This is a genomic window from Kitasatospora sp. NA04385 (genome assembly GCF_013364235.1).
Taxonomy (GTDB): Bacteria; Actinomycetota; Actinomycetes; order Streptomycetales; family Streptomycetaceae; genus Kitasatospora.
Map to the genome: position 1 here is coordinate 5749139 of NZ_CP054919.1, position 12369 is coordinate 5761507.

A 12369-nucleotide genomic window follows, 5' to 3' on the forward strand; every position below is an offset into this window, starting at 1 on the left:
CGCCGCTACGGCGTCCGCACGCCGTACAGCTCGACGCCGGACAGCGCGTAGCCGTAGCGGGTGGCCCGGCCCACGCCCTGCACCCGCAGGTACTGCGCGCCCGGCGCGTCGAAGCGGACCGTCTCGGTGCCGCCCTGCCCGTTGCCCACCTCCGCGACGGTGGTCCACACCACGCCGTCGGCGGAGGCCTCCAGCCGGTACGCGGAGGCGTACGCCGCACCCCAGTGCAGCACCGCCGAACCCAGCCGGACCGGCTGCGGCAGCCGCAGCTGCACCCAGGCGGCGTCCTCGGCGGGCGAGCTCCAGGAGGTCTTCGGGTCGCCGTCGGCGACCGCCGCCGCCGGGGTCTTCGCGCTGTCGTCGCCCGAGGACGAGGCGGTCGCGGTCGGTGCCAGGTCCGGCCCGCCGGTCGGCGGCACCACGTGCACCAGCAGCTCCTGGCGGACGGTCAGCGCGCCCGCGGTGAACACCAGCGGCACCCGGTAGGTGCCCGACGGGGTGTCCGCGGCCGCCGTGACCCGCAGCGGCGCGCCCACCTGGCCGCCGCGCGGCACCGTCACCGCCGCGGCCGGGTCCACCGCCAGCCCCTTCGCCACCGCCGGGACCTCGGCCCGCAGGGCGCCGGTCAGCGCGTCCGGCCGCCCCGACTCCACGGTGGCCACGGCCTGCGCGGGCGCGGTCGCGCCCGCCACCACGTCCAGCGTCGGCTGGGCCAGCGTCAGCCGGGCCGCCGGGACGTCCGCCCACCACGGGATCACCTGGTTGACCACCGGCGCCTCGCCGCCCGGCCGCCACACCAGCCGCAGCGCCTCCACCGGCCCGCCGTCCGCCCGCAGCTCGTTGTAGCCCGGCCGCACCGGGCCCAGGTCGGCCCAGCTGCCGTCCGGGCGGCGCACCTGCGCGGTCGCCTCGGCCCGCACCGTCGGGTCGGTCAGCACGGTCAGCCGGTCCAGCGGCCGGGCCGAGCCCAGCTCCACCGTCAGCGGGGCGTCGCCCTCGACGGGCGGCGCGGCCGCCCGGAACGCCGAGTCCGGGTCGCCGGAGAGCACCGCGCCCGGCGAGGAGCCCGGCGCGGCGGGCGGCCCGGACACCGCGGTGTCCACCGCGTCCGGCGCGTCGGCGGTGAACTCCCGCACCGCGATCGCGGTCTGCTGCCCCGAGGTGGCGCGCAGCCGCACCGCCTTGGCGACCGCGCCGACCGGTGCGGTCGCGCTGATCGTCCGCTGCCCGTGCACGGTGGCCAGCCGCTGCCAGCCGCCGGTGCCGCTCCAGTACTCCAGCACCCCGTCGTGCAGGTAGTCGTCGGCCGCCGACCGGGCGTCCGGGTCGTCGCCCCAGCCGCCCATCAGCACCGTCACCGAGCCCAGCGGCTTCGGGGTGCCCAGGTCCAGGCCGAAGCTGTCGCCGACCTGCGGCGGCGCGGACGACCAGTAGAAGGTCTGCCCGGAGCCGTCCGCCATCAGCGCCGGGCCGTGGTCGTGCGCGGTGCCCAGGGTGGTGGTCGGGGCCGCCCCGGCGGTGATGCCCGACCAGGTGTCCGCGGACTTCGCCGCCCGCTCCAGGAACGCGTCCAGCACGCCCCGGCCCACCGTCACCGGGTTCTGCTCCAGCACCCCGCGCTGGCGCCCCAGCTCCAGCCGGGCCTGCCAGGCCGCGGTGCCGTCGCCGCCCTGCTGGGCCAGCAGCATGTCCACGGCCGCCCGGCCCGCCGAGCCGTACGCCGACAGCCGGGCCAGCCACGGCGCCGCGTCCTGCGCCAGCGGGTCGTCCGCCAGCGTCCTGGGCGCGTCCGCCATCACCGTGAACGCCTCGCGCAGCGGCTGCGCGGCCTCCCGCAGCCGGCCCGCGTCGGCCGGCGCGCCCGAGCCGGGCTCGGCCGCCGCCCAGAACCGCTCCACCAGCGGCGCCAGGTACGCGGACTCCTCGCCGCCCAGCGGCGAGGAGGCGCTGTTGCCCGCCAGCGCCGCCGCCGCGGCCTGCTGCGCGGGCCCCGCCGTCAGCAGCCGCAGCGCCGCGGCCAGCGACCGCTCCGGCTGGTAGCCGTCCGGCTGCCAGCCGAAGTCGGCGGCCGTCGCCAGCGGGATCCGGGACGCCACCGGCTGGCTCATCGCCGCCGTCAGCAGCACCGCCGAACGCCGCGCCACCTCGGCGTCCCGCCCGGCGTAGCCGCCCAGGAACAGCCGGTCCGGCGCCGAGTCGTTCACCGGGTAGTTGTCCATCGTCACCAGCGGGCGCCCGAACAGGGCCGCGGTGGAGTCGATCTGCTCGCCCGTCACCTGTTGGGGGATGGCCGAGCCGCCGCTCCACACCACCCGCACCCCGTCCGGCAGCCCGGCCGCCAGCGCCGCCCGGTACGGCGACGTCCCCTGCTTCAGGTACTCGGTGGGCACCACCGACAGCGGCGCCAGGTCCGGGTGCTTCGCCAGCAGCTTCTGCCGCACCGAGGCGACCAGCGCGCTCTGCGCCCTGGCCGCCGCCACCGGCCCGGTGCCGAAGGTGCGCCGGTCCGCCCCGCAGTGCCACTCGTCGTACGACACGTCCAGGAAGTCCAGCTGGAACTCCCGCACGCCCAGCCCCCACAGCCCGTCCAGCTTGGCGGCCAGCGCGTCCGCGTCCTTGCCCGAGGAGAAGCAGAACGACTGCCCCGGCGCGATCGAGTACGCCACCGTCACGTGGTTGGCCCGGGCCCGCGCCGCCAGCTCGGCCAGCTCCGCCGCCTGCTGCTGCGGGTACGCCTCCCGCCAGCGCTGCGAGCGGTACGGGTCGCCGCCCGGCGCGTACAGGAAGTAGTCCTGCTTGGTGCGGCCCAGGAAGTCCACCGTCGCCAGCCGCTGCGCCGAGCTCCACGGCGCCCCGTAGAACGACTCCGCGGTGCCGCGCCGGGCCGCGCCCGACGGCCAGTCCCGCAGCAGCACGCCCGGGAACCCCTTGTCGCCCTCGCCGCCCTGGCCCTGCCCCGGGCCGACCGGGGCGAGCAGCTGCGCCAGGCTCTGCGCCGCGTAGAAGGTGCCCGCGCCGTCCGCGCCCGCCAGCACCACCGCGCCGTACGCGCCGCCCTCGGCCGGCAGCTGCCCGGACGCCAGCAGGTAGCCGCCGGAGGGCAGGCCCGCCAGCCCCGGCACCTCGGTGTCCTTCAGGCCGCCCGCCGCCGCGAGCTGCCGCAGCGCCCGGTCGGTCGCCCCGCCCGCGCCCTCGTACGGGCCGCCCACGTACACCACCAGCGAACCCGGCGCCGGGTGCTCGGGCGCCTGCGCCGAGGTCACCACCTGCACCGCGCCCGCCCGGGCCAGCAGCGCGCGCACCGCGTCCACCGCCGGGCCGTCCGCGGAGTCCGCCAGCACCACCGTCACCTGCCGGGGCACCGCCACCGGCTTGCCGCCCGCCCGCAACTCCTGCGGGCGCGGGAAGACCTGAGGGTCCGTCAGCGAACCCAGCGGCAGCGGGGCCGCCGCGGCGCCGACCGGTTCGGCGGTGTCCGGCACGGCGCTGCGCAGGCCCTGGTGGACGCTCGCCTCCGCGGCGAAGCCCGGGGCCGGGAGCACCAGCCCGCCGACCACCGCCGCCGCCGACAGCGTCGCCGCGACCCGCAGCGTGTTGCCCCGGCGGCCCGTGCGGCGCTCGGCCCGCACCGAGGCCAGCAGCGGCGCGGTGCCCTTGAGATCGGCGATGAGGCGGTCCGCGGCCTTCGGCGCCACCTGGCGCGCCGTCCGCGCCGCCGTCCGGCGGGCCGCCAGCGCGGCCGGGTGGTTCAGCACCTCGCGCAGCGCCGCGCTGCGCTCCAACCGCTGCCGCAGCCGCCGTCCGGCCGCCACCGAAACCCGCGCCTGCACCGGAGCCTCCTCGCCCGAAACGCCCAGCTCACCGGCCCCCCGCCGCTCCGGCCCGGCCCCCCGCGGCCACCCGGCCCGCCCACCCCACCAGCTACCCGCGCCGCTGTCAACGCCCCTGGCGGCTATGTCCGTTATCGACCGAAAAGGCCGGAGCCCCGGCGGCCCGCCGACCGGCCGCCGGGCCACGTTCACCCGACCGGTGCGGGGCGCGGGCCGTGTCGGTCGGGGTCGGGGGGCGGCGGCACGGGTAGGACTGTGCCTGTCGACGTTGTTGGCGTGGGGGAGTCCCCGAGGACGGAGCGCGCTGGGTGGCCGCATACCTTGACCGCGAGCAGGCCGGATCCGAGCAGGTGCCGGCGGAGGACAACCCGCCGGCCCCACCGGAGTTGACCGCGCTCGCGCACGCGTACGGGGTGGACACCAGCTACGACGCCGGGTCCGGCCCGGTGCAGGTCGGGGCGCGGACGCTGACCGCCGTGCTGGCCGCGCTCGGGGTCGACGCCGGGACGCCGGAACTGGCCGCGAAGGCGCTGGAGCGGCACCGCGAGGAGGCCGCCCGGCGGCTGCTGCCGCCCACCGTGGTGGCCTGGCAGGGGCGGCGCACCGCGCTCGACCTGCCGGCGGGCGCGGAGGTCCGGATCGGGCTGGAACAGGGCGGCGAGGACTGGGAACCGACCGGCGAGCACGCGCACTGGCTGCCCGCCGACCTGCCCCCCGGCCGGCACGTCCTGACCGTCCGGGCGGACGGGCGCACCGCCCGCGCCGCGCTGGTGGTCGCCCCGCCGCGGATCCCCGAACCGCAGCAGCGCAGCTGGGGCTTCCTCGCCCAGCTCTACTCGGTGCTGAGCGAACGGTCCTGGGGCATGGGCGACTTGGCCGATCTCGCGGAACTCGCCCAGTGGGCCGGCGCCGAACTCGGCGCGGGCTTCCTGCAGATCAACCCGCTGCACGCGGGCATGCCCGGCGCCCCCTCCGACCCGTCCCCGTACCGCCCGTCCTCGCGCCGCTTCGCCGACCCGGTGCACCTGCGGATCGAGGCCGTCCCCGAGTACGCCCGGCACGAGGAGGCCCGCGACCTCGCCCGCCGGGCCCGGCTGCTGCGCGAGGAGGTGCTGGAGCACGACGCCCTGATCGACCGGGACTCGGTGTGGTCGCTCAAGCGCCAGGCCCTGGAACTGCTGCACACCGTGCCCCGCGGGGTCGGCCGGGACGCCGCCTACCGGGCGTTCGTCCGGCGCGAGGGCGAGTGGCTGGAGCGGTACGCGGTGTGGAACGCGCTCGCCGAGGCGCACGGCGGCGGCTGGCACTCCTGGCCCAAGGGCCTGCGCCACCCCGGCAACCCGCAGGTGGCGGCGGCCAAGGCCGAGCTGAAGGACCGGATCGAGTTCCACCGCTGGCTGGCCTGGCTGGTCGACGAGCAGTTGCACGCCGCCCAGCGCGCCGCGACCGACGCCGGCATGCCGATCGGCCTGATCCACGACCTCGCGGTGGGCGTCCACCCCGACGGCGCCGACGCCTGGGCCCTGCAGGACGTGCTGGCCGCGGGCATCTCCACCGGCGCCCCGCCGGACGCGTTCAACGCCCACGGCCAGGACTGGGGCCTGCCGCCCTGGCGGCCCGACGCCCTCGCCGAGGCCGGGTACGCCCCGTTCGCCGAGCTGATCCGGGCCTCCGCCCGGCACGCCGGGGCGATCCGGATCGACCACGTGATGGGCCTGTTCCGGCTCTGGTGGGTGCCCGAGGGCGTCCGCCCCACCGAGGGCACCTACGTCCGCTACGACGCCGAGGCGATGCTCGCCGTGCTCGCCCTGGAGGCCCACCGGGCCGGCACCGCCGTCATCGGCGAGGACCTCGGCACCGTCGAGCCCGGCGTGCGCGAACGGCTCGCCGACCACGGCGTGCTCGGCACCTCCGTGCTCTGGTTCGAACGGGACTGGCAGGCCGGCGGCACCGTGCTGCCCCCCGAGCGCTGGCGCCCCGGCTGCCTGGCCACCCTCACCACCCACGACCTGCCCCCCACCGCCGCCCGGCTCACCGGCGAGCACGTCGAACTGCGCCACCGGCTCGGCCTGCTGGCCCGCCCGCTGGGCGAGGAGCAGGACGCCGCCGCCGCCGAACTCGCCGACTGGCGGCGCGAGCTCGTCCGGATCGGCCTGCTCGCCGAGGGCGAGCCCGCCACCCCCGAGGCGCTGTACGCCTACCTGCTGGCCACCCCCGCCAAGCTGGTCGGCGTCTGGCTCCCCGACGCCGTCGGCGACCCCCGCCCGCAGAACCTCCCCGGCACCTGGGACCAGTACCCCAACTGGCGCCTGCCGGTCGCCGACGCCACCGGCACCCCCCGCACCCTGGACGCGCTGGCCGCCGCCCCCGGCACCGCGGGCATCGCCGCCACCCTCGCCCCGCTGAACCCCCCGCCGCCGGGACACGCCGACAGGCGCACCCCGCCGGGCGCGACGGTGTAGGGGGCCGGTACCTTGGGAAACGTGGACAAGAGGAACGCAATGCGCGCCGGTGCGGTCACCGCGGCGGCCACGCTGATGATGCTGATGTCGTCGCCCGCCATGGCCAACGTGCGTGACGACGGCGACAACCCGGGCTCCGGCCTGAGCGTCGGTCAGACCCTGGGTCTGTTCGTCGCCCTCCCGATCGTCGCCTTCGCGGTGATCGCCGGCCTCTGCATGATCCCGGGCAGCAAGAAGAAGTAACCGGGTCCCCGACCCGTACGGCGGCGACCGCCGGACCACCGGCACCCTGGCGGTCCGGCGGTCGCCGCCGCCTTCGCGCTCCCTCCCGCGCGGCGGTCGTGGCGGCGGGCCCGGCGGTGACGGAACATCAGCCGGAGCGAAGCCCACCTCCCGCCCCCGGAGCGCCGATGTTCCGTCCCGCCCGCACCGCCGTCCTCGCCGCCGCCCTGCTGCCCGGCGCCGCCCTCGCCCTGCCCGCCGCCGCACCCGCGGCCGGGGCCGCCGGCCGGGTGCTCTGGGCCGCCGACACCGCGAAGGGCCCCGCCTCCTTCGCCGGCGTCCAGTGCGCGGCCGGGAACTTCGGCACCGTCCAGGACCCCGTCAAGGGCCGGGTCTGGCGCGCCCGCCAGGCCGCCGGCGAGGAGCGCTGCGAGGCGCTGGGCCCCGACCTGCGCGCCGGCGACACCGTCTACGTCGGCTGGTCCTCCCGGGTGCGGATCGGGGACGACCGGAGCCGCTACGTCTTCCAGCTCAAGTGCTCGCCCAGCGAGGGCACCGCCAACCACCCCGTCGAGATCGACGTCGCCGACGGCCGGATCCGCCTCCAGGAGTGGGACACCGCGCACGTCGCCCACCCGCTCTGGAGCGCCCCCACCGCCGACGACCAGTGGCACGGCTACGTCCTCAAGCTGCGCCTCGGCCGCACCGACGGCACCGTCGACTTCTGGTTCGACGGCGTCAAGCAGACCTTCACCACCGGCTCCGGCACCTACACCGGCACCACCTGGGACGGCACCCGCGACTACTTCAAGTGGGGCTCCTACCACCCCGCCCCGGCCGACGCCGTCCACACCTTCACCAGCCCGGCCGTCACCACCACCCTCGACCTGGCGAAGGGCCGTTGAGGCCGCCCTACCCCCAGCCCGCCGTCGTCTCCTGCCGTCCGTCCGGGTGGATCGCCAGCGCCCGGACGCCCCGCGCGGCCAGCCAGTGCAGGCCCCTGGGGGCGCCCATCGCGAACGTCGCGGTGGCGAGGGCGTCGAGCCGGGCGAGGTGCGTGCCGACCAGGGTCAGGGAGGCGAAGGAGGCGGCGGGCAGGGCGGTGTGCGGATCGATGACGTGCGGGCCGCGCTCCGCGGTGCCGGAGGTGGCGACGGCCAGGTCGCGGCCGGTGACGACGCGGGCGACGGCCCCCGCGCGGTGCGGGTCGGCGATCCCGACCCGCCAGGGCCCGCCCGCGGTCTGGACGTCCCCGCCGCCGCTGACGCAGTGCTGGACCGAGCCGGACCGGCGCAGCGCCCGGGACGCCTCCTCGACCGCCCAGCCCTTGACGTAGCCGCCGGGGTCGAGCCGTCCGCCGGGCCGCGCGCTGAAGTAGCCGCCGGTCTCCGCGGCGAGCTCCGCGCAGCGCTCCAGCACCAGGCGGACCTCGGGGTCGGCCTCCGCGAGGGCGAGTTCCCCGCGCTCCAGCCGGCTGACCTCGCTCTGCGGCCGGTACGTCGAGAACACCGCGTCGATCCGGTGCAGCCGCGCCACGATCCGCCGGATCGCCGGGCCGGTCTCCGGCCCCGGGTCGCGGACGGTGAAGGAGAAGACCGTCCCCATCACGTGCTCGACGTGGCGGGCGCTCACTTCCCTGCCCGGTCGAGCGCGCTCTGCAGGGAGCGGGTGTAGCCGTCGCTGGTGTACGTCGCCCCGGAGACGACGTCGATGTCGGCGCTCTGCGCGGCGATCGCCTCCCGGTTGAGGACGGGGATCGCGTACTCGTTGATCTCCTGGTCGCGGCGGTCGCGGGTGGGGTACTGGACCACGTCGATCTTGCTGATCCGCCCGCCGGTCACGGTGACCTCGACCTGCACCGGCCCGTACCTGGTGTCGACCGCGCTGCCGGTGAAGGTGCCGGTCGTCCCGTCGGCGGCCTGCGCGCCGGCCGCGGTGCCGGTGCCGGAGGTGCCGGAGGTGCCCGCCGCGCCGCCGCCGTTCGCGGAGGAGACGGCGTGCGCGGGGGCGGCGTCGTGCGGTTTGAGGGAGAGCAGCAGGACCACTCCGGCGGCGGTCGCGGAGGCGGTGATGACGGCGCGGCGCATGGCGGGGTGCTCCTAGAGGGCGAAGGACTCGTGGTGGATGCGGCTGGCCCGGACCCCGGCGGCGCGCAGCGCGCGGGCCGCGTCGGCGGCGAACTCCGCCGGGCCGCACAGGTAGACCTCGTGCCGGGCCAGGTCGGGGACGAGCCGGCGCAGCGCGGCACCGAGGTCGCCCACCTCGGCCCGGCCGCCGAGCAGTTCGTGCACCCGGACGCCGCGCCGGGCGGCGACGGAGGCGAGTTCGCGGCGGAACAGCACGTCCTCGGGGCGGCGGGCGCGCTGCACCAGGGTGACCCGGCCGGGCAGCGTCTCGGCCAGCGCCCGCAGCGGGGTGATGCCGACGCCCGCGCCGAGCAGCAGCACCGGCCCGCCGCGGTGCCGCCGCGCGGTGAACGCCCCGTACGGGCCCTCGGCGCGGACCCTGGTGCCGGGGGCGAGCGCGGCGAGCGCCGCGCTGTGGGTGCCCAGGTCCTTGACGGTGAAGCGCAGGAAGCGCGGGTGCGGGGGAGCGGAGAGCGAGTACGGGTTGGCGGCCCAGCGCAGCTGCGGGGTGAGGAACTGCAGCCGGAAGAACTGCCCGGGCTCGGCGCGCAGTTCGTCCAGGTGCCGCCCGGTCAGGAAGACCGAGACCACGCCCGGCCCCTCGGCGCGCACCTCGGCGACCTCCAGCCGGTGCCGCCGGTCGCGCAGGTGGGGGCGGAGCAGCCGGTACCGGGCCAGGACGGCGGCGGTGCCGAAGTACAGCAGGTACCAGCCGGCCCGCGCGGGGCCGGCGGCGAGGTCGGCGCCGGTGGTGAGCTGGTGGGCGAAGCCGAGCGCGACGGCCAGGTAGCCGGCCAGGTGCAGGTAGTACCAGGTCTCGTAGCCCAGCCGGCGGCGGGCGGCCCGGGCGGAGACCGCGCCGGTGCCGAGCAGCAGCAGGGTGGCGGCGGTGGCCTTGAGCATGTCGGGGAAGTGGAACACCATTTCTACGGTCTGGCCCCACAGGCCCTGCCCGTCGGTCAGCGCGTAGCCCCAGATCACGGTCAGCACGTGCACGGTGACCAGCGAGACCAGGTAGCGACCGCCGTACGCGTGCCAGCGGGCCAGCCGGTCCGCGCCCACCTCGCGCTCCAGCAGCGGGATCCGGGCCATCAGCAGCAGCAGGACGGGCGCGGCGTAGCCGGCCAGCAGGCCGGTGATCCGGCCCGTGCCGGTGAGCCAGTCGGCGGCGCCGGCCACCCGCGGGGTGTCGGCCCACCACCGGGCGAGGACGCCGAGCGCGCCGAGCCCGACCAGGGCGAGCGCGCCGCGCCGGACGGCGTCCGGGTGCGCGGCGCGGCGGGGTGCGGCGGGCCGGGCGGGAGCGGAGACTGCGGTCAACGGGCCCTCCTTCGGTGGTGCGGGGCCCACGGTGTCACCGGAAGTTCTCAGTTCCCTATGAACCGATCGTCCTACCGGGCGTCCCGGGAGGGCATCGTCGCAGCTCGGAGCGGTCGGACCCGGGCCGGACGGGCTCCGGCGGTCTCACCGCATTCTCATTCCGGAACGGCAGAATGCCCCCCATGCAGCACGCGGACACCCCCTGGCGGGTCCTGGTGGTCGACGACGAACCCGACCTGGTCGAGGTCCTCTGCGGAGCCCTGCGCTACGAGGGCTGGCAGGCCCGCGGCGTCACCGGCGGCCTGGACGCCGTCGCCACCGCCGCCGAGTGGCACCCGCACGCCGTGGTGCTCGACGTGATGCTCCCCGACTTCGACGGACTCGAAGTGCTGCGCCGCGTCCACACCACCGACCCCGAGGTGCGCGTCCTGTTCCTCACCGCCCGCGACGCGGTCGAGGACCGGATCGCCGGGATCGCCGCCGGGGGCGACGACTACGTCACCAAGCCGTTCAGCCTGGAGGAGGTCGTGGTCCGGCTGCGCGGCCTGCTCCGCCGCACCGCGCCCCCCGGCCCCGCCGCCCCCGGCACCCTCGCCGTCGGCGACCTGCGGCTCGACCCGGTCGGCCGGGAGGTCCGCCGCGGCGACGAACCCGTCGACCTCAGCCCCACCGAGTTCGCCCTGCTGCGGCACCTGATGGAGCACCCCCGCCAGGTGCTCAGCAAGGCCCAGATCCTGGACGCCGTCTGGTCCTACGACTTCGGCGGCCAGGCCCACGTGGTCGAGCTGTACATCAGCTACCTGCGCCGCAAGATCGACGCCGGGCGGCCCCCGATGATCCACACCGTCCGCGGCGCCGGGTACGTCCTGCGGGCGGCCACCGGATGAGGCTCCCGGCCCCGGGCACGTTGCGCCCCCGCGCGCTGAGGGCCCGCGCGTTGCGCCCCCGTACGTTGCGGGCCCGGCTGGTGGCCGGGGTCCTGACCCTGCTGGTGCTGATCTGCGCCGGCGTCGGCCTGGCCACCTGCGAGGCACTGCGGCACTTCCTGGTCGACCGCCTCGACCAGCAGCTCTCCGCCGCCGGGGGCCGCTACGCCGCCAGCCTCGAACACCCCGGCCAGAGCGGCCACGACACCCGCGCCCAGTCGCCCGGCACCTTCGGCGCCCGACTGGTCGACGGCGGCCTCACCCACGCCGCGGTGGTCGGCGACATCCCGCCCGGCCGGCACGGCGGCAGCGCCGACGCCGCCGTCCCGCTCGACGTCGCCGACCTGGGCGCGCTGCGCGCCCTGCCCGCCGACGGCCGCCCCCGCGACCTCGACCTCGCCGCCCTCGGCCACTACCGGGTCGCCGCCGTCACCGGCTACGACCACGACACCCTGGTCACCGGCCTGCCGCTGCACCCCGTCGACGAGACCGTGCAACGCCTGCTGCTGATCGAACTCGTGGTCTTCGCCGCCGCCCTCGCCGCCGCCGCGGCCGCCGGCACCCTCGCCGTCCGGCTCGCCCTGCGCCCGCTGGACCGGGTCGTCGCCACCGCCGAACGCGTCTCCACCCTCCCGCTCGCCAACGGCGCCGTCGACCTGGCCGAACGCGTCCCCGACGACGACCCGCGCACCGAGGTCGGCCGGGTCGGCACCGCGCTCAACAGCCTGCTCGGCCACGTCGCGGACGCCCTGACCCGCCGCCAGAAGGTCGAGGAGCGCCTGCGCGCCTTCGCCGCCGACGCCAGCCACGAGCTGCGCAACCCCGTCGCCAGCGTCCGCGGCCACGCCGAACTCGCCCTCCGGCACCCCGGTCCCGTCCCCGCGCCCGTCCGGCACTCGCTGGAACGCATCAGTGCCGAATCCCTCCGGATGGGCACCATCGTCGAGGACCTGCTGCTGCTCGCCCGCCTCGACGCCGGTCGGCCGCTCGCCGTCCAGGACACCGACCTCACCCGGATCGCCCTCGACTGCACCGCCGACGCGCGGGCCGCAGCCCCCGGGCACCGCTGGCTGCTCGAACTCCCCGCCGAACCGGTCACCGTCCCCGGCGACCCGCACCGCCTCGCCCAGGTCGTCACCAACCTGCTCGCCAACGCCCGCACCCACACCCCCGAGGGCACCACCGTCACCCTCGGCCTCGCCCCCGACGGCCGCCTGACCGTCACCGACGACGGCCCCGGCATCCCCGCCGACCTGGCCCCGCACGTCTTCGACCGCTTCACCCGCGGCGACCGCGCCCGCTCCCGCCGCACCGGCTCCACCGGCCTCGGCCTCGCCATCGTCCGGGCCGTCGTCCACGCCCACCACGGCACCGTCACCCTCGACAGCGCCCCGGGCCGCACCACCTTCACCGTCACCTTGAACGCATAGAGAGGGCAGACAGGGGCCCGGGGAACGGCGGGGCCGTGCTGCTGACGGCCGGA

General features: G+C 77.4%; 9 protein-coding genes. 5 read left to right on the forward strand and 4 right to left on the reverse strand.

Annotated elements, in window-relative coordinates; all coding sequences use genetic code 11:
- Positions 1-5 precede the first annotated feature (5 nt).
- Entirely contained in the window at positions 6-3830 is a 3825-nt protein-coding gene (locus tag HUT16_RS25565; RefSeq protein WP_176190392.1) for a beta-N-acetylglucosaminidase domain-containing protein, read from the reverse strand.
- A 350-nt stretch (positions 3831-4180) separates the two neighbouring features.
- Between HUT16_RS25565 and malQ the strand changes: the two genes are divergently transcribed.
- From malQ to HUT16_RS25580, 3 genes are all read left to right on the forward strand, one after another.
- Positions 4181-6292 carry a 4-alpha-glucanotransferase gene (gene malQ / locus HUT16_RS25570; protein WP_176192870.1) on the forward strand — a complete coding sequence of 704 codons (2112 nt, stop codon included), beginning with the start codon at positions 4181-4183 and terminating at the stop codon, positions 6290-6292.
- A 21-nt stretch (positions 6293-6313) separates the two neighbouring features.
- Positions 6314-6535, forward strand: coding sequence for a hypothetical protein (locus HUT16_RS25575; RefSeq protein WP_176190393.1), 222 nt, complete (start codon positions 6314-6316; stop codon positions 6533-6535).
- A 167-nt stretch (positions 6536-6702) separates the two neighbouring features.
- Complete coding sequence (locus HUT16_RS25580) at positions 6703-7419, forward strand: heparin lyase I family protein (protein ID WP_176190394.1); 717 nt, start codon at positions 6703-6705, stop codon at positions 7417-7419.
- 7 nt (positions 7420-7426) lie between these two features.
- Here the strand turns inward: HUT16_RS25580 and HUT16_RS25585 are convergent, their stop codons facing one another.
- The 3 genes from HUT16_RS25585 to HUT16_RS25595 are packed head-to-tail and all read right to left on the reverse strand — an operon-like array spanning position 7427 to position 9960.
- Positions 7427-8146 carry an FAD:protein FMN transferase gene (locus tag HUT16_RS25585; RefSeq protein WP_368662713.1) on the reverse strand — a complete coding sequence of 240 codons (720 nt, stop codon included), beginning with the start codon at positions 8144-8146 and terminating at the stop codon, positions 7427-7429.
- Complete coding sequence (locus tag HUT16_RS25590) at positions 8143-8601, reverse strand: FMN-binding protein (protein ID WP_176190395.1); 459 nt, start codon at positions 8599-8601, stop codon at positions 8143-8145. Before HUT16_RS25590 ends, HUT16_RS25585 begins: the two co-directional genes overlap by 4 nt.
- Positions 8602-8613: 12 nt before the next feature.
- On the reverse strand, positions 8614-9960 hold the full coding sequence (locus tag HUT16_RS25595; RefSeq protein ID WP_176190396.1) for a ferric reductase-like transmembrane domain-containing protein: 1347 nt from the start codon (positions 9958-9960) through the stop codon (positions 8614-8616).
- 173 nt (positions 9961-10133) lie between these two features.
- Between HUT16_RS25595 and HUT16_RS25600 the strand changes: the two genes are divergently transcribed.
- A complete protein-coding gene (locus HUT16_RS25600; protein WP_303392100.1) occupies positions 10134-10847 on the forward strand; it encodes a response regulator transcription factor in 714 nt (237 codons plus the stop codon).
- Complete coding sequence (locus HUT16_RS25605; RefSeq protein WP_176190398.1) at positions 10844-12316, forward strand: cell wall metabolism sensor histidine kinase WalK; 1473 nt, start codon at positions 10844-10846, stop codon at positions 12314-12316. Before HUT16_RS25600 ends, HUT16_RS25605 begins: the two co-directional genes overlap by 4 nt.
- Positions 12317-12369 lie beyond the last annotated feature (53 nt).

Coding starts and splice junctions, on each gene's coding strand:
- HUT16_RS25580 (WP_176190394.1), top strand. CDS start 6,703: ATGTTCCGTCCCGCCCGCACCGCCGTCCTCGCCGCCGCCCTGCTGCCC.
- HUT16_RS25590 (WP_176190395.1), bottom strand. CDS start 8,601: ATGCGCCGCGCCGTCATCACCGCCTCCGCGACCGCCGCCGGAGTGGTC.
- HUT16_RS25600 (WP_303392100.1), top strand. CDS start 10,134: ATGCCCCCCATGCAGCACGCGGACACCCCCTGGCGGGTCCTGGTGGTC.
- HUT16_RS25605 (WP_176190398.1), top strand. CDS start 10,844: ATGAGGCTCCCGGCCCCGGGCACGTTGCGCCCCCGCGCGCTGAGGGCC.